This window comes from Nocardioides sp. NPDC057767 (genome assembly GCF_042798275.1).
Lineage (GTDB): Bacteria > Actinomycetota > Actinomycetes > Propionibacteriales > Nocardioidaceae > Nocardioides.
Genome location: NZ_JBHVKJ010000029.1, coordinates 1 through 16076 on the forward strand (window position 1 = coordinate 1; position 16076 = coordinate 16076).

16 protein-coding genes are annotated in these 16076 nt (G+C 70.1%); 15 read left to right on the forward strand and 1 reads right to left on the reverse strand.

All coding sequences use genetic code 11. The annotated features are described in order from the left end of the window. Nucleotides 1-391 precede the first annotated feature (391 nt). From ACFVDI_RS16055 to ACFVDI_RS16090, 8 genes are read left to right on the forward strand one after another with little or no spacing between them, the layout of a single operon-like run. Nucleotides 392-1147, forward strand: coding sequence for an SDR family oxidoreductase (locus ACFVDI_RS16055; RefSeq protein WP_378906691.1), 756 nt, complete (start codon nt 392-394; stop codon nt 1145-1147). Beyond that, complete coding sequence (locus ACFVDI_RS16060) at nt 1147-1923, forward strand: SDR family oxidoreductase (RefSeq protein WP_378906693.1); 777 nt, start codon at nt 1147-1149, stop codon at nt 1921-1923. Before ACFVDI_RS16055 ends, ACFVDI_RS16060 begins: the two co-directional genes overlap by 1 nt. Beyond that, a complete protein-coding gene (locus ACFVDI_RS16065) occupies nt 1920-2903 on the forward strand; it encodes an NADPH:quinone oxidoreductase family protein (RefSeq protein WP_378906695.1) in 984 nt (327 codons plus the stop codon). The genes ACFVDI_RS16060 and ACFVDI_RS16065 overlap by 4 nt, the downstream gene beginning before the upstream one ends. Further along, nucleotides 2900-3535: an HAD family hydrolase gene (locus ACFVDI_RS16070; protein WP_378906697.1), complete on the forward strand. Its 636-nt coding sequence runs from the start codon at nt 2900-2902 to the stop codon at nt 3533-3535. Before ACFVDI_RS16065 ends, ACFVDI_RS16070 begins: the two co-directional genes overlap by 4 nt. After that, a complete protein-coding gene (locus tag ACFVDI_RS16075; RefSeq protein ID WP_378906699.1) occupies nt 3532-4566 on the forward strand; it encodes a phosphotransferase family protein in 1035 nt (344 codons plus the stop codon). Before ACFVDI_RS16070 ends, ACFVDI_RS16075 begins: the two co-directional genes overlap by 4 nt. Beyond that, complete coding sequence (locus ACFVDI_RS16080; RefSeq protein WP_378906701.1) at nt 4566-5798, forward strand: acyl-CoA dehydrogenase family protein; 1233 nt, start codon at nt 4566-4568, stop codon at nt 5796-5798. Before ACFVDI_RS16075 ends, ACFVDI_RS16080 begins: the two co-directional genes overlap by 1 nt. Continuing rightward, on the forward strand, nt 5795-6982 hold the full coding sequence (locus ACFVDI_RS16085) for an acyl-CoA dehydrogenase family protein (protein WP_378906703.1): 1188 nt from the start codon (nt 5795-5797) through the stop codon (nt 6980-6982). The genes ACFVDI_RS16080 and ACFVDI_RS16085 overlap by 4 nt, the downstream gene beginning before the upstream one ends. Beyond that, nucleotides 6979-8061 carry an acyl-CoA dehydrogenase family protein gene (locus tag ACFVDI_RS16090; RefSeq protein WP_378906705.1) on the forward strand — a complete coding sequence of 361 codons (1083 nt, stop codon included), beginning with the start codon at nt 6979-6981 and terminating at the stop codon, nt 8059-8061. The genes ACFVDI_RS16085 and ACFVDI_RS16090 overlap by 4 nt, the downstream gene beginning before the upstream one ends. A gap of 135 nt (nt 8062-8196) precedes the next feature. Here the strand turns inward: ACFVDI_RS16090 and ACFVDI_RS16095 are convergent, their stop codons facing one another. Further along, on the reverse strand, nt 8197-9411 hold the full coding sequence (locus ACFVDI_RS16095) for a PucR family transcriptional regulator (RefSeq protein WP_378906707.1): 1215 nt from the start codon (nt 9409-9411) through the stop codon (nt 8197-8199). 150 nt (nt 9412-9561) lie between these two features. Here ACFVDI_RS16095 and ACFVDI_RS16100 point away from each other — a divergent pair, with 150 nt between their 5' ends. From ACFVDI_RS16100 to ACFVDI_RS16130, 7 genes are all read left to right on the forward strand, one after another. After that, the gene (locus tag ACFVDI_RS16100; RefSeq protein WP_378906709.1) at nt 9562-10407 is read left to right on the forward strand and encodes an ABC transporter ATP-binding protein; all 846 of its coding nucleotides are present in this window, start codon (nt 9562-9564) and stop codon (nt 10405-10407) included. Next, nucleotides 10407-11111: an ABC transporter ATP-binding protein gene (locus ACFVDI_RS16105; RefSeq protein ID WP_378906711.1), complete on the forward strand. Its 705-nt coding sequence runs from the start codon at nt 10407-10409 to the stop codon at nt 11109-11111. Before ACFVDI_RS16100 ends, ACFVDI_RS16105 begins: the two co-directional genes overlap by 1 nt. Nucleotides 11112-11124: 13 nt before the next feature. Then, entirely contained in the window at nt 11125-12003 is an 879-nt protein-coding gene (locus ACFVDI_RS16110; protein ID WP_378906713.1) for a branched-chain amino acid ABC transporter permease, read from the forward strand. A 2-nt stretch (nt 12004-12005) separates the two neighbouring features. Then, nucleotides 12006-13100, forward strand: a complete 1095-nt coding sequence (locus tag ACFVDI_RS16115) for a branched-chain amino acid ABC transporter permease (RefSeq protein ID WP_378906715.1) — start codon at nt 12006-12008, stop codon at nt 13098-13100. Continuing rightward, nucleotides 13097-14425, forward strand: coding sequence for an ABC transporter substrate-binding protein (locus tag ACFVDI_RS16120; protein WP_378906717.1), 1329 nt, complete (start codon nt 13097-13099; stop codon nt 14423-14425). The genes ACFVDI_RS16115 and ACFVDI_RS16120 overlap by 4 nt, the downstream gene beginning before the upstream one ends. A gap of 90 nt (nt 14426-14515) precedes the next feature. After that, nucleotides 14516-15295: an SDR family NAD(P)-dependent oxidoreductase gene (locus ACFVDI_RS16125; RefSeq protein WP_378906719.1), complete on the forward strand. Its 780-nt coding sequence runs from the start codon at nt 14516-14518 to the stop codon at nt 15293-15295. A gap of 10 nt (nt 15296-15305) precedes the next feature. Next, nucleotides 15306-16076 (forward strand): serine hydrolase, encoded by a 771-nt coding sequence (locus ACFVDI_RS16130; RefSeq protein ID WP_378906721.1) that lies wholly within the window; start codon nt 15306-15308, stop codon nt 16074-16076.

Sequence of the window (16076 nt, forward strand, 5' to 3'; positions counted from 1 at the left end):
GGCCCACAACTGCGTTTTCGGCACTGCCGAGGCGTCACATACGTCGGCCGAGACGTCGCTCTCGTCGGCTGAGACGTCACTCCCGTTGGTCGAGCGGTCGCGACCGTGCCACCTCGGCCGACCGGAGGGACGCTTCGGCCGACGTACGGGACGCTTCGCCCGACCGGGGTGACGCTTCGCCCGACCGGGGTGACGCTTCGCCCGACCGGGGTGACGCTTCGACCGACCTACCTGACGGCTCGCCCGACGTACATGACGCCTCGGCCGACGGGGCCGACTTCTCGGCATTGCTTGGACATCGACCTTCCATGTTCTTGGGCTACCCCGTAGAGTGACCGCTGTCACCACCTAAGCAAGCGCTTAGATTAGCCGAGCACACGAGGGAATGAGCATGTCGAGGTTCGAGGGACGTACGGCGATCATCACCGGGGCCAGCCGGGGCATCGGGCTGGGCATCGCCCAGCGGCTGGTGGAGGAGGGCGCGAAGGTCGTCATCACGGCGCGCAAGCCCGAGGCGCTGGCGGAGGCGGTCGAGGGGCTCGGCGGCAAGGAGGTCGCCCTCGGCATCGCCGGCAAGGCCGACGACCCGGCCCACCAGGAGGAGGTCGTCAAGGCGGCGATCGACACCTTCGGCAGCGCGGACCTGCTGGTCAACAACGCCGGCATCAACCCGAAGGCCGGCGGCCTGATCGACATGGACCGCGAGTCGGCCCGCAAGACGGTCGAGGTCAACTGCCTCTCGCCGATCGGCTGGACCCAGCAGGCCTGGCGGCAGTGGATGTCCGAGCACGGCGGCGCGGTCGTCAACATCTCCTCGGTGGCCGGCCTGGCCCCGACGCCCCTGATCGCGACGTACGGCGCGAGCAAGGCGATGCTCAGCTACATCACCCAGGAGCTCTCGGTCGAGCTCGGCCCGAAGGTACGCGTCAACGCGATCCTCCCGGCGGTCGTGAAGACCAAGTTCGCCGAGCTCCTCTACGAGGGCCGCGAGGCCGAGGTCTCGGCGGCCTACCCGCTCAAGCGCCTCGGTGTCCCTGAGGACATCGCCGGCGTCGCCTCCTTCCTCCTCTCCGAGGACGCCGGCTGGATGACCGGCCAGCTCGTCACCGTCGACGGCGGCCTCACCCTCGCCGGCGGTCGCGTCTGATGCCGATCGCTCCCGACAGCACCGCCGTCGTCACCGGCGCCGCGGGCGGCATCGGCCGGGCCCTGGCCGCCCGGCTCGTCGCCGAGGGCGTCCGCGTGGTGGTCAACGACATCGACGACGTACGTCTGGCCGAGACCGCGAAGGAGATCGGCGCCCACCCGGTGGCCGGCGACGCGGCTTCCGTCGAGGGCGTCGCCCACCTGGTCGAGGCGGCGAAGGACCACCTCGGCCAGATCGATGCGTGGTACGGAAATGCCGGCATCGACCGCGGCATCGGCCTGGACTGTCCCGAGGAGGACTGGCAGGCGTCGTACGAGGTCAACGTCATGGCCCACGTCAGGGCAGCAAGGCTCCTCGTCCCCGAGTGGGTCGAGCGCAAGGCGGGCCGCTACGTCGTGACCGCGAGCGCGGCGGGGCTGCTGATGATGGTCGGTACGCCGACCTACTCGGTCACCAAGCATGGCGCGGTCGCCTTTGCGGAGTGGCTCTCGGCGACCTACCGCCATCACGGGATCGTCGTCCAGGCGATCTGTCCGCAGGGCGTCCAGACCGGGATGCTCGAGCGGTCCGGACCGATGGCGGGGTTGCTCAGCCGCGACGGCGCGCTCACGCCCGAGCAGGTCGCCGACGCCGCCTGGGCGGCGACGACCGATGACCGCTTCCTGGTGCTCCCGCACCCGGAGGTGGGCGACTACTACGCCGCGCGGGCGACACAGACCGACAAGTGGCTCGGCGGGATGAACCGGCTCTGGCAGCACGTGGAGGGACAGGTATGAAGGCGTGGCGGATCAACGAGCTCGGTGAGCCCAAGGACGTGATGAGGCTCGAGGAGGTGCCCGACCCGTCCCCCGGGGCCGGGCAGCTCGTCGTGAAGGTGCTGGCCAGCCCGGCCAACTTCCCCGACGTCCTGATGGCGCGCGGCCTCTACCAGGTCAAGCCCGAGCTGCCGTTCACCGCCGGCGTCGAGCTGTGCGGCGAGGTGGTCGAGGTCGGTGACGGAGTCGACGGCTTCCAGATCGGTGACCGCGTGATCGGCGGTGCCGCCCTGCCCTACGGCGGCTTCGGCGAGCTCGCGCTGATGGACGCCGCGACCACGTTCCCGGCACCCGCGGCGCTCACCGACGCCGAGGCGTCGAGCCTCTACATCGGTTACCAGACCGGATGGTTCGGACTGCACCGCCGAGCGAACATCCAGCCCGGCGAGACGCTGCTCGTGCACGCCGCGGCCGGCGGCGTCGGCAGCGCCGCGATCCAGCTCGGCAAGGCCGCCGGTGCCACCGTGATCGGCGTGGTCGGCGGCCCGGAGAAGGCCGAGGTCGCCAAGAAGCTGGGCGCGGACGTGGTCATCGACCGACACGAACAGGACTTCGTGAAGGTGGTCAAGGAGGTCACCGGAGGCAAGGGCGCCGACGTGATCTACGACCCGGTCGGCGGCGACACCTACGACCGCTCCACCAAGTGCATCGCCTTCGAGGGCCGGATCCTGATCATCGGCTTCGCCGGTGGCCGCATCCAGGAGGCCGCGCTCAACCACTCGCTGATCAAGAACTACTCGATCGTCGGACTCCACTGGGGCCTCTACAACATGCTCGCCCCCGCGCTCGTCGAGGAGTGCCACGCCGAGCTCACCCGGATGGCGGACGAGGGCTCGATCAAGCCGCTGGTCAGCGAGGAGCTGTCCCTGGACGAGGTGGCCGACGGCGTACAGCGTCTTGCCGACGGCACCACCGTCGGACGGGTCGTGTACGTCGCATGAAGGCTGTCATCTTCGACTACGGCGGGGTGCTGACCACACCGATCGGCGACTCGATCCGGGCCTGGCTGAAGGCCGACGGCATCAAGCCGGAGAGCTTCACGACGGTGCTCAAGGAGTGGCTGGGTCGCTACGCCGACGCCGGCACCCCGATCCACCGCCTCGAGCTCGGTGAGCTCTCGGTCAAGGAGTTCGACCAGCTCCTGGCCGCCCGCCTGGAGACGTACGACGGCAGCCCGGTCGATCCCGAAGGCGTCCTGTCCCGGCTCTTCGCCGGGATGCGGCCCAACCCGGAGATGTTCGCGTTGGCCGAGGAGCTCCGTGACGCCGGCATCCGGCTCGCCCTGCTCTCCAACAGCTGGGGCAACTTCTACCCGCGCAAGCAGGTCGACGCGCTCTTCGAGGTGGTGGTGATCTCCGAGGAGGTTGCGATGCGCAAGCCGGAGCCGCCGATCTTCGACCGCACCCTGAGCAGGCTCGGTCTCCCGGCCGAGGAGTGCCTCTTCATCGACGACGCCGAGCCCAACGTCCTCGGCGCCCGCGCGGTCGGTCTCGACGCACTGCTCCACACCGACCCGGCGAGCACCCGCGCAGCGCTCGCCCGGATGATTCCCACCCTCGGAGGTGCCGCGTGACGACCGAATCCCTGCCCGGACTCGACCTCGACAGGCTCGGGCCCTGGCTCGCAGAGCACGTGGAAGGCGCGGGCAGCACCCTGAGCGCCACCCACATCTCCGGGGGCAAGTCCAACCTGACGTACGCCGTCTCCGACGGCACCCACGAGTGGATCGTCCGGCGCCCGCCGCTGGGGCACGTGCTCGCCACCGCGCACGACATGAAGCGTGAGCACACCGTGATCACGGCGCTGCGCGACACCGACGTGCCGGTGCCGCACACCTTCGCGTTCTGCGAGGACGAGGAGGTGCTCGGGGCGCCGTTCTACGTGATGGAGAAGGTCAACGGCCGGCCCTACCGCTACGCCCGTGAGCTCGAGCCGCTGGGCGCCGAGCGGACCCGGGCGATCTCGGAGCAGCTCATCGACGTGATGGCCGCGCTGCACGCGGTCGACCCGGTCGAGGTCGGGCTGAGCGAGTTCGGCCGCCCGGAGGGTTTCCTGAGCAGGCAGGTCCGCCGCTGGAAGAAGCAGCTCGAGGCGTCGTACTCCCGCGATCTTCCCGCGGCCGACGAGCTCCATGCGCTCCTGGAGGCGCGGGTGGGTGCCGCCGAGGCCGCCTCGACCGGGCCCGGGATCGTGCACGGCGACTACCGGCTCGACAACGTCCTCACCGACGAGACCGACCGGATCAAGGCGGTCGTCGACTGGGAGATGGCCACCCTCGGCGACCCGGTCACCGACCTGGCGATCCTGCTCACCTACCAGCGGATGGCCTCGGTCTCCGGCGACGGCACCGTGACCGACGTCAGCAACGCACCCGGCTGGCTCTCCGAGGACGAGATCATCGCCCGCTACGACGCGGCCAGCCCGCGCGACCTGAGCGAGTTCGGCTTCTACCTCGGGCTGGCCGCCTACAAGCTCGCCGCGATCCTCGAGGGGATCCACTACCGCTACCTCAAGGGCCAGACCGTAGGGCCCGGTTTCGACACGATCGGGGACGGGATCCACCCGCTCCTGGACATGGGCATCAACGCGATGAAGGAGAGCTGATGGACTTCAAACCCGACGCCAGGACCGAGGAGCTCGTCGCCTCGGTGTGGGACTTCCAGAAGACGTACGTCGAGCCCAACGAGGCCGTCTTCGACGAGCAGCTCGCGGCACTGCCGGACAGGTGGGCGTGGGACAGTGTCCCGGTCCTCGGCGAGATCCGCGCCGAGGCCCGCAAGCGCGGCCTGTGGAACCTCTTCCTGCCCGGTGAGGGCGGGGCGGGGCTGACCAACCTGCAGTACGCCCCGCTGGCCGAGATCACCGGCCGCAGCCACCTCGCGCCGGCCGCGTTCAACTGCGCCGCGCCCGACACCGGCAACATGGAGGTGCTGCACGACTTCGGCAACGAGGCGCAGAAGAAGGAGTGGCTCTCGCCGCTGCTGGAGGGTGAGATCCGCAGTGCGTTCGCGATGACCGAGCCGGCCGTCGCCTCCTCGGACGCGACCAACATCGAGACCTCGATCGTGCCCGACGGCGACGAGTACGTCCTCAACGGCCGCAAGTGGTGGATCACCGGCGCGATGAACCCCAACGCCAAGATCTTCATCGTGATGGGCAAGACCGACCCGTCGGCCGAGCGCCACAAGCAGCAGTCGATGATCCTGGTGCCCCGCGACACCCCCGGCCTCACGATCAAGCGCGGCATGGAGGTCTTCGGCTACGACGACCACGACCACGGCGGTCACGCCGAGCTGATCTTCTCCGACGTTCGGGTGCCGGTGGGCAACCTCATCGGGGCCGAGGGCCAAGGGTTCGCGATCGCGCAGGCGCGCCTGGGACCCGGCCGCATCCACCACTGCATGCGCTCCATCGGCCTCGCCGAGCGGGCGATCGAGCTGATGTGCGCTCGGGTCGAGGACCGCGTCGCCTTCGGCAAGCCGCTCTCCGAGCAGGGCGTGATCCGCGACTGGATCGCCGAGTCGCGGGTGCGGATCGAGCAGCTGCGGCTCCTCGTCCTCAAGACCGCCTGGCTGATGGACACGGTCGGCAACAAGGGCGCCCACACCGAGATCCAGGCGATCAAGATCGCCACCCCGGCGACCGTCCAGTGGATCCTCGACAAGGCGATCCAGGCGCACGGCGCCGGCGGCCTGTCCCAGGACTTCCCGCTGGCCAAGGCGTACGCCGGCATCCGCACGCTCCGGTTCGCCGACGGCCCCGACGAGGTGCACAAGAACGCCCTCGCCAAGGCGGAGCTGCGCCGGCAGGCCGCACGACGGGAGGGTCGACAGTGACTCCGGAGGAGATCACGGGGCGGGTCGAGGAGTTCCTGGCAGCGCACCCGGTCGCGACGACCGAGCCGAGCGCCTTCCTGCACGCCCGCTACCGGGCCGGGCTGGCCTGGGTCGCGTTCCCCGAGGGTGAGGGTGGTCTCGGGGTCTCCCGGGCCCTGCAGCCGCTGGTGAACGACCTCTTCGAGGCCGCCGGTGCTCCCGACAACAACCCGCGGCGCAACGGGATCGGGCTCGGCATGGCCGCGCCGACGATCCTGGCCTACGGCACCCCGGAGCAGCGCTCGCGCTTCCTGGAGCCGTTGTGGTGCGGCGACGAGATCTGGTGCCAGCTCTTCTCCGAGCCCGGTGCCGGCTCCGACCTGGCCGGACTGGCGACCCGGGCGGTCCTCGACGGCGACGAGTGGGTCGTCAACGGGCAGAAGGTGTGGACCTCGGGTGCCCACAACGCCGACTTCGCGATCCTGGTCGCCCGCACCGATCCGGACGTCCCGAAGCACCGCGGTCTGACCTACTTCTTGTGCGACATGCACGATCCCGGCGTCGAGGTGCGCCCGCTGCGCCAGATCACCGGCGAGGCCGAGTTCAACGAGGTCTTCCTGACCGATGTGCGGATCCCCGACGCGCACCGGCTCGGCGAGGTCGGGCAGGGCTGGGAGGTCGCCAACGCCACGCTCAACAACGAGCGCGTCGCCATCGGCGGCGCCGCCATGCCCCGCGAGGGCGGGATGCTCGGCGTGGTCGCCGAGTCGTGGCGTACGCATCCTGACAACCAGACCCCAGAGCTGCGCGACCGGCTGCTCAAGCTGTGGGTCGAGTCGGAGGTGGCCCGGCTGACCGGGGCACGGCTGCGGCAGAAGCTGGCCGTCGGCCAGCCCGGCCCGGAGGGGTCGGCGATGAAGCTGACGTTCGCCAAGATCAACCAGCAGCTCACCGGGCTCGACCTGGAGCTCAGTGGTGAGGAGGGGCTTCGCTACGAGGACGGGGAGGGCTGGACGATGGTCCGGCCCGAGCACGTCGACTTCGCCGGCCGTGACGCCGTCTATCGCTACCTGCGCGCCAAGGGCAACTCCATCGAGGGCGGCACCTCGGAGATCCTGCGCAACATCGTGGCCGAGCGCGTCCTCGGCCTCCCCGGGGAGCACCGGGTCGACAAGGACGTGGCCTGGAAGGAGATCCCCAGATGAGTGAGGTCGAACTGCTCGACAACGAGCTCGACGCCGACCTGCGTGCCACGGTCAGGTCGTTCCTGTCCGAGCGCTGCGACCCGGCTGATGTCGTCAAGGCCTACGACGGCGACGGCTCGCTCACCCCGGTCCTGTGGAAAGGGATCGCCGGCGAGCTCGGGCTCGCAGGGCTGCTGATCCCGGAGTCCTACGGCGGCGCCGGCGCGTCCGCGCGCGAGGCCGCCGTGGTCCTGGAGGAGCTGGGCCGCTCGGTCGCCCCGGTGCCGTTCCTGACCAGCGCGGTCGTCGCGACCTCGGTCCTGCTGGCCGGCCCCACCGAGAAGGGCGTGGAGCTGCTGGGCGGACTGGCCGCGGGAGAGCGGACCGCGGCACTGGTCGTGCCGCTGACCGCCACGACCGTCCAGCCGCTGGAGCCGGTGGAGACCGAGGTGCGGTCGGTCGCCGGTGCCCTCGAGGCCGACACCCTCCTGGTGCCGGTCGCGACACCTGCCGGCATCGAGGTCCGAGCGGTCCCCGCGGACCAGGCGCAGATCGCCCTGGTGAGCTCGCTCGACATGACCCGCCGGCTCGCCGACGTACGCCTCGACCCGGCCGCCGGCGAGCTGGTCGTGACCGCGGAGCACGGTGCCGACGGCGTACGTTCCGGGCTGCTGGCCGGGGCCGCGCTGATGGCCTCCGAGCAGGTCGGGGTCGCGCAGTGGTGCCTGACCACGACGGTGGACTACCTCAAGGTGCGCCGCCAGTTCGGCCGGATCGTCGGTGGCTACCAGGCGCTCAAGCACCGCCTGGCCGACCTCTACACCAGCGTCGAAGGCGCCGGTGCGGCCGCGCGCTACGCCGCCGGAGCGCTGGCGCTCGGGAACGCCGAGGAGGCCCAGATCGCGACCCACGTCGCCGCCGCGTACTGCGGCGACCTCGCCGTCACCGCGGCCGAGGAGGCGGTGCAGCTGCACGGCGGCATCGGCATGACCTGGGAGCACCCCGCCCACCTCTATCTCAAACGGGCCAAGGCCGATCAGATCGCGTACGGCCTTCCGGGCGCCCACCGAGACCGTCTGGGGGCGCTGGTCGACATCTAGACCGCTGGTCGAGCCGCCGGAGCCGCTAGGCGGAGGCGTGTCGAGACCAACACAGTCCTATCGAGCGCCGAAGGGACCGTGTTGGTCTCGAGCCGTCGTCGTTCGTTCCTCACGACGACGGCTCGACCAGCGCGGCTACTTCTCCAGGGCCATCAGAGCCAGCGCCAGGAGCAGGCGGTCGCCGGGGTCGGAGATGCTCTTGCCGGTGAGGTCCTGGATCTGCTTGATGCGGTAGATGACCGTGTTGCGGTGGCAGATCAGGTCCTCGGCGGCGTGGGTGGGCGAGCCGCCGTGGGCGATCAGGGCGCGCAGCGTCGCCAGGAGCACGTCGGACTGGTGCGTCGGCTGCGCCAGGATCGGGCCGAGGGTGCGGCGTACGAGCAGCGACGAGACCGCAGGAGAGGCGGTCAGGAGCACCTGGGGGAGGCGGTCGTCGACGACCGCGATGTCCGTACGCCCCCGGGGCACCGTCTCCACAGTGTGCGTGGCGAGCTGGAACGCGGTGCCGAAGCCGCTCAGGTCGTCGGCGGTGGCGATCCCGACCCGACCGGAGTTGCAGCAGGCGAGCTGCTCGACCAGGTCGTCGACGGCCTCCGCGACCGGCCGCGACCCGAGCGGGACCAGCCCGAAGTGGTGGTCGCCGCGTACGTGCCAAAACGAGATCAGGTCTGCCTTCTCCAGCCGGTCGTCGGGGTTGCGCAGCGGTGAGTCGCGGTTGCCGTCGAAGGCGGCGACCACGCAGGCCATCTGCTCGTCGGCGGCGATCCCCAAGATGTCCTGCACCTCGGCGGCGAAGGCCGGGTCACCGCCACGGCCCTCGGCCAGGCCGTCCAGAAGCCTGCCCTGGAGCTGCAGGTCGCGACGCTGCAGCAGCGCCGCCTCCTTCCGGTAGGCGCCCGACATGACCGAGTTCTGCACGTCCAGGTCGGTCCACACCTGTCGCCCGGCGAGCACCATCACCCGGTCGTCGATGCCCAGGGCCTCCTGCTGGCGGACCATCGCCTCCCACAGCATCCGGGTGCCGACGGTGTAGGCGTTGAGGCAGTACTCGAGCGGCACGCCCTGCCGCGCGCGCCGCCGGCCGGTCTCGCGCCACAGGTCGACCGGATTGGCTCCCGGGGTCATTCCGGCCATGGCCCGGATGCCGCGGCGTACGTGCTCCCGGGTGCTCGAGCGCAGGTCGGCCCGCACCGACGGGTCGGCGTTCTGGTGCCACTCCGGCTGGATCGCGATCAGCGTCAACGTGATGTCGTCGGCGATCGCATCGGCCTGGCTCACCAAGGAGGCCCAGGCACGCTCCACCAGTGGTCGGAGCTCCGAGTCAGGAGATGTGTCGCGCATCACACCCATGTGCGGAGCGTCCCATGCCCACTGCCGTATCCGCCACCAAACCAGGGAATCTCGGACGGAGTGCCCGAAGGATTTTGGGCGCATTGCCCATATCCCCCGTTGTGCAGAGAGTCCAAAGTGATAGCCGTCACAACCGGCGAAGGGAGCACGATGCAGAATCCTGGCGAGGCCACGCCGCTGTTCGCCGTCGAGGGCGTCTCGGTGAGATTCGGTGGCGTGCGCGCCCTCGAGGACGTCTCCTTGTCGGTCGCGCCTCACGAGGTGCTCGGCGTCATCGGCCCCAACGGTGCCGGCAAGACCACCCTGTTCAACGTCGTGTGCGGCTTCGTGAGTCCCGCCGAGGGCGAGCTCCGGCTGCGCGGCGAGACGATCCAGAGCCTGCGCCCGCACCAGCTGGCCGGCCACGGCATCGCCCGGACCCTGCAGGGGCTCGGGCTGTTCGAGCGGATGACGGTGCTCGACAACGTCATGATCGGCGCCGACCGCCTCGCCCGTGCCGGCTTCCTGCGCGGGCTGCTCGGCCTCGGCCACCGCGACGACGCCCGGCTGGCCGCCAAGGCGCGCGAGGTGCTCGGCGAGCTCGGGATCGAGTCGTACGCCGCCCGCTACCCGGGCAGCCTGCCCTACCCGATCCGGAAGAAGGTCGCGCTCGCCCGCGCCCTGGTCGCCGAGCCGGAGCTGCTGCTCCTCGACGAGCCCGCGAGCGGGCTGAGCGCCGAGGAGATGAGCGAGCTCGGCGAGATCATCACCGGCCTGACCGAGCGCACCGCGGTGATGCTCGTCGAGCACCACATGGACCTGGTGATGTCGGTCTGCCACCGGATCACGGTGCTCGACTTCGGTCGCGTGATCGCGGCCGGTACGCCCGACGAGATCCGCAACGATCCCGCTGTCCTCGCCGCCTACCTGGGTGACCAGGTCGAGCACGACGACGAGGACACCGAGGTCCACGCGGTGGTCTCGACAAGCTCGACCAACGATGAGGTGGAGGCCTGATGTTCGCCGTCGAAGACCTGAGCGCTGCCTACGGACCCGTCAAGGCGCTCAACGGTGTCACCTTCACCGCGTCGAGAGGGCAGGTCACCGCGGTCCTGGGCGCCAACGGGGCAGGGAAGACCACGCTCCTGCGCACCGTCTCCGGGCTGGTGAGGTCGACCAGGGGCACCGTGAAGCTGGACGGCAAGGACATCACCCGCACCGCGACCGAGAAGCTGACCTCGTACGGCCTCTCCCACGTCCCGGAGGGGCGCGGTGTCATCGCCGAGCTGACCGTCGTCGAGAACCTTCGCCTCGGCGGTCTGCACCGCGCGACGGGCTCTCAGCCGATGCCGATCGAGCGGGTCTTCGAGCTCTTCCCGCGCCTGGGCGAGCGCCGCGACGCGACCGCCCATCAGCTGTCCGGCGGCGAGCGGCAGATGCTCGTCATCGGCCGCGCGCTGATGGCTCGCCCGTCCGTGCTTCTGCTCGACGAGCCCTCGCTGGGGCTCGCGCCCCGGGTCGTCGCCCAGATCTTCGACCTGCTCCGCGGGCTGGTGCAGACCGAGGAGCTCACGGTCGTGCTGGTCGAGCAGAACGCCCGCAGTGCCCTGTCCATCGCTGATCACGGCGTCGTGCTCAACCTCGGCAAGGTCGTCGCCTCGGCGCCGGCCGCCGAGCTGGCCGCCGACGAGCAGCTCCGCCACGCCTACCTCGGGTTCTAGGAGGCCACGAACGATGCAACAGTTCCTCGACACCACCCTCGGTGGGCTGGTCCTGGGCGCGGTCTACGCCGCGTTCGCGCTGGCCCTGTGCCTGATCTGGCGCTCGACCCGGATCGTCAACTTCGCCCAGGCGGCGATGGCGATGGTGACCACCTACATCGCGCTCTCGCTGATCAACGCCGACGTGCCCTACTGGGTCGCCTTCATGGCCGCGCTCGCCGCCGGGTTCGGGCTCGGCGCCGTGATCGAGCGGGTGATCATCCGCCCGGTCGAGGGCAAGGCCGAGCTCAACGCGGTGATCCTCACCCTCGGGCTCTTCATGGTGCTCCACGGCCTGACCGCGATCACCTTCGGCGTCCAGCACCGCGGCTTCCCGGCCCCGGTCAGCACCAACGCCATCAACGTCGGGGACACCTCGATCGGGATCACCCCGTTCGGCATCCTGACGATCGTCGTGGTCGCCGTCGTGATGGCCGGCCTCGTCGTGCTCTTCCGCTTCACCGACCTGGGGCTGCGGATGCGGGCGGCGGCGTTCAACGGCGAGGTCTCCCGCCTCCTGGGCGTACGCGTCGGCCGCATGCTCACCCTCGGCTGGGCGCTCGCCGCCGCTGTGGGCGCGGTGGCCGGGATGCTCATCGCCGGTGGCGACCTGGTCAACCCGGCATTCATGGACCCGTTCGTGATCTACGGCTTCATCGCCGCAGTCCTGGGCGGTCTCGACTCACCGCTCGGATCGGTGATCGGCGGCCTGATCCTCGGGCTCTCGCTCTCCTACGTGACCGGCTACGTCGGGGAGCACCTGGCGCCGCTGGTGGCGCTCGGGATCTTGATGGTGGTGCTGCTGGTGCGTCCCAGCGGCCTCTTCGCAGCGGCTGCGGCCAGGAGGGTCTGACCATGGAACGACTGCGTTCGATCCTCCGTCCGGTGACGTCGGTGCCGCTGGCTCGCCACCTGCTCGTCGCCCTCGTCGCCCTGGTGGTGGCGATGGCGGTCATCGGCACCTCCAGCCAGTACCTGCAGACCCGCTACGCCGAGATGGCCTACTTCGCCATCGCCGCCGGCGGTCTCACCCTGCTGACCGGCCTCTCCGGCCAGCTCTCCCTCGGCCACGGCGCGTTGATGGCCGTGGGCGCCTACGCCGCCACCCTCGTGCTCGAGCGCACCGGCGGCGAGACGCTGGCCGACGTCTTCGTCGCCCTGCTCACCGCGATCGCCGTCTGTGCGGTGGTCGGGGTGGTGGTCGGGGTCCCGGCTGCGCGGCTGCACGGGCCCTACATCGCCGGCGCGACCCTGACCCTGGCCGTCGCGGTGCCCCGGCTGGCCAACCAGTGGGACGTCCTCGGTGGCGAGCAGGGCCTCCAGGTGCCGGTGCCGCGGGCGAGCGAGCTCCCGACCTGGATCCAGGACCTGATCTGGTTCTTCACCGCCGTCGAGATCGACCAGTACTCCTTCCTCGCCTACCTCGGCTGGCTGCTCCTCGTGCTCACCTTCGTGGCGCTCGCCAACCTGAGCCGCTCCCGGGTGGGCAGGAGATGGCGGGCGGTGCGGGACGACGACGTCTCCGCCGAGCTGGCCGGCATCCACCTCGGTCGCGCCCGCGTGGTCGCCTTCACCGTCAGCGCCATGTGCGCCGGGCTCGCCGGCGGGCTGATGGCCATGAACGTACGTCTCACGGCGCCGGGCGCGTTCACGATCACGCTCTCGCTGACGCTGCTGGCCGCCGTGGTCCTGGGCGGGCTCGGCAGCCTGACCGGAGCGCTCATCGGGGCCGGCGTACTCGCCTTCCTCCCTCACTTCGCCACCGATCTCGGGGAGTCGGCCGGGCTCAGTGCGACCCAGGCCGCGGAGGTCACCCCGGTCGTCTACGGGCTGGTGCTGATGCTCGTCATCCTCCTCGCTCCGGCGGGGATCGTCGGCAGCCTGCGCTCGTTCCTGGCGCGCTCATCTCTCACCTCATCTCTCGGGCAAACCAAGGAGAAGACAACATGAGAAACACTGCACGCAGAGCCGTACAGGTCGTCTGTGTCCTCACCACTGCCTCGCTCCTCGCGGCCTGTGGCGCGGGGAAGGAGCGGCCCTCCGAGGACGGGACGGCGGTCGGCGTCACCGACACCACCATCAAGGTCGGTGCGCACTTCCCGCTGACCGGACCGGCCGCGCCCGGCTACTCCGAGATCCCCTCCGGCCATCAGGCGTTCTACGAGTACGTCAACGACGCCGGCGGCGTCCACGGCCGCGAGATCGAGATGGTCGTCAAGGACGACGCCTACAACCCGACCAACACCAGCGCGGTCACCAACGACATGATCCTGCAGGACGAGATCTTCGCGATGGTCTCCGGCCTCGGCACCCCCACGCACCGTGCGGTCGTGCAGCGGCTCAACGACGACGGCATCCCCGACCTGTTCGTCTCCAGCGGATCGCTGCAGTGGGGCGACGACCCGGCGACCTCGCCGATGACGTTCGGCTGGCAGCCGGACTACGAGATCGAGGGCAAGGTCATCGGCCAGTACGTCAAGGAGAACATGCCCGACGCCAAGGTCGGTCTCTTCCTGCAGGACGACGACTTCGGCGAGGACGGCGAGAAGGGCGCGCGGCAGTTCCTCGACGCCCAGATCGTCGACGTGCAGAAGTACACCCCGGGTGGGTCGACCGACTTCTCCCCGCAGATGTCCTCGTTCAAGTCCAAGGGCGTCGACCTGGTGATCGGCTTCAACACCCCCTCCTACACGGCGCTGAGCCAGATCGCCGCTCAGGGTGTCGGCTTCAAGTCGAAGTGGTTCTACTCGAACGTCGGCTCCGACCCGGCGCTCGTCGGCGGCCTGCTGGCCTCGATGACCAAGGGGAAGATCCCGGCCGAGCAGGGCGTGAAGCTGATGGACGGGATGCTGACGACCGAGTACATCCCCGGCGTCGACGCTCCTGACGACGAGTGGGTCAAGCTGTGGCAGAAGGTCTGGGACTCCTACTCCAAGAAGGGCACGGAGAAGCTGACCAACTACCGGATCTACGGCATGTCGCAGGCCTACACCCTCGTCCAGGCGCTGCAGGCCAACGGCAAGGACCTGACCCGGGAGTCGATCGTGGAGACGATCGAGAAGGAGGGCGCCTCCTTCGAAGGACCCGGGCTCGCGCCGTTCCGCTTCTCCGAGGACTCCCACATGGGCATCTCCGGGGTGAGCGTGGTCGAGATCAAGAACGGTGCGTCCGAGCCGCTCACGCCGGTCCTCGTCACCGACATCGGCGACGCCCCCATCGAGGAGGACGACAGCGCCGCCTCGGACGCTCCGCCCTCGTCGGGCATCCCGGAGTGATCCGTACTGATCAGTAGGTAGTCACACGTTCACGGATCGACCTCGGTACAGTGGTCAGCCAACCCAAATGCCACTGGAGGTGGTCGGTCCGTGAACGTACTCGCACCCGGGAGCGGGGTAGTTGTGACCGGAGCAGCCCGAGGGATCGGGAGAGCCCTGGCCACGCGGTTCGCCGCGGAAGGGTGTCGCGTCGTCGTGGCCGACATCGACGACGCCGAGCTCCGCTCGGTGGCCGACTCGATCGGCGCCCTTGCGGTCCCCGGTGACGCCGCCTCGGCCGCCGGCACCGCGGCGCTGGTGGACGCCGCCCGGGAGGAGCTCGGCAAGATCGACGCCTGGTACGGCAACGCGGGAGTCGAGCGCGGCCGCGGCCTCGAGGCCTCCGACCACGCCTGGCTGACCTCCTACGAGGTCAACGTCCTCGCCCACGTACGCGCAGCGCGGCTGCTGCTGCCGGAGTGGGTCGCCCGCGGTGCCGGTCGGTTCGTGGTCACCTCCTCCTCCGCGGGTCTCCTCACGCTGCTCGGCTCCCCGTCCTATGCGGCCACCGAGCACGCCGAGATCGCCTTCGCCGAGTGGCTCGCCGCCACCTACCGGCACCAGGGTGTCGTCGCTCAGGCGATCGTCGCGCGCAGCGTGAAGACGGCGATGCTCGAGCGTTCCTCCGGTCTCCCGGGTTTCCGCACGGCCGAGGGCGCCCTCACCGCCGAGGAGGTCGCCGACGCCGTCTGGGATGCCGGGCAGAGCTCGAAGTTCTGGATCTCGCTCGAGCCCGACGTGGCCGAGGAGTACGCCACGCGTGCCTCGGACGTCGACGCCTGGATCGACGACGTGAACCGTGTCCGGCAGGAGCTCGACCGGACCGACTAGTCTCGCGGACGTGGAACCTTTGGTCTCGACATGGCTCAGTGGGCTCGACGGCATCCCGACGCAGGCCCAGAACGTCAACCAGCAGCACTACGCGGCGAGCCTGATGAAGGTGCCCGTGGCGATCGCGGCCTATCGGTTGCGCGATCGTGGGCTGCTGTCTCTGGACGAGCCGATCGCGGTCCATCCCGACTTCGACTCAGCCGCCACCGGGGCGCGCTTCGAGATGGACCCGGCCGAGGACCAGGATCCCGAGACCTGGGAGGCGGTCGGCTCCGCGCTGCCGCTGGGTGATCTCGTACGTCGCTCCCTGACCGTCTCCGGCAACCTGGCCGTCAACCTGGTGCTCGAGCGGGTCGGGCTCGAGGAGGTCGCCGCGGTCCTCGCCGACGCCGGGGTCACGCCGATGACGACGATCGCGCGGGGGATCGAGGATGCACCCGCGCGCGAGGCGGGATTGCAGAACCTGGTCACCGCCAACGACATGGGCAAGCTGCTCACCAAGCTCGCCTCCGGCCGGTTGCTCTCGCCCGAGTCGACCGCAGAGCTCGAGGGGATCCTGGTCGCCCAGGAGTATCGCGACGCGATCCCGCTCGGCGTGCCCGAGGACGCGGTGGTCGGCAACAAGACCGGCTGGGTCGACGGCGTACGCCACGACATGGCGATCATCCGGCCCGCGCAGGGCCCTGCTCAGGTGATGGTCGTCCTCACGACCGGCCTGGACGACGACGAGTCGGAGTTCCGGATCAGCGAGGTCGCTCGCTATCTGTGGTCGACCCTGTGA

Coding starts and splice junctions, on each gene's coding strand:
- ACFVDI_RS16105 (WP_378906711.1), top strand. CDS start 10,407: ATGTTCGCCGTCGAAGACCTGAGCGCTGCCTACGGACCCGTCAAGGCG.
- ACFVDI_RS16110 (WP_378906713.1), top strand. CDS start 11,125: ATGCAACAGTTCCTCGACACCACCCTCGGTGGGCTGGTCCTGGGCGCG.
- ACFVDI_RS16090 (WP_378906705.1), top strand. CDS start 6,979: ATGAGTGAGGTCGAACTGCTCGACAACGAGCTCGACGCCGACCTGCGT.
- ACFVDI_RS16080 (WP_378906701.1), top strand. CDS start 4,566: ATGGACTTCAAACCCGACGCCAGGACCGAGGAGCTCGTCGCCTCGGTG.
- ACFVDI_RS16115 (WP_378906715.1), top strand. CDS start 12,006: ATGGAACGACTGCGTTCGATCCTCCGTCCGGTGACGTCGGTGCCGCTG.
- ACFVDI_RS16060 (WP_378906693.1), top strand. CDS start 1,147: ATGCCGATCGCTCCCGACAGCACCGCCGTCGTCACCGGCGCCGCGGGC.
- ACFVDI_RS16065 (WP_378906695.1), top strand. CDS start 1,920: ATGAAGGCGTGGCGGATCAACGAGCTCGGTGAGCCCAAGGACGTGATG.
- ACFVDI_RS16095 (WP_378906707.1), bottom strand. CDS start 9,411: ATGGGTGTGATGCGCGACACATCTCCTGACTCGGAGCTCCGACCACTG.
- ACFVDI_RS16100 (WP_378906709.1), top strand. CDS start 9,562: ATGCAGAATCCTGGCGAGGCCACGCCGCTGTTCGCCGTCGAGGGCGTC.
- ACFVDI_RS16120 (WP_378906717.1), top strand. CDS start 13,097: ATGAGAAACACTGCACGCAGAGCCGTACAGGTCGTCTGTGTCCTCACC.
- ACFVDI_RS16055 (WP_378906691.1), top strand. CDS start 392: ATGTCGAGGTTCGAGGGACGTACGGCGATCATCACCGGGGCCAGCCGG.
- ACFVDI_RS16070 (WP_378906697.1), top strand. CDS start 2,900: ATGAAGGCTGTCATCTTCGACTACGGCGGGGTGCTGACCACACCGATC.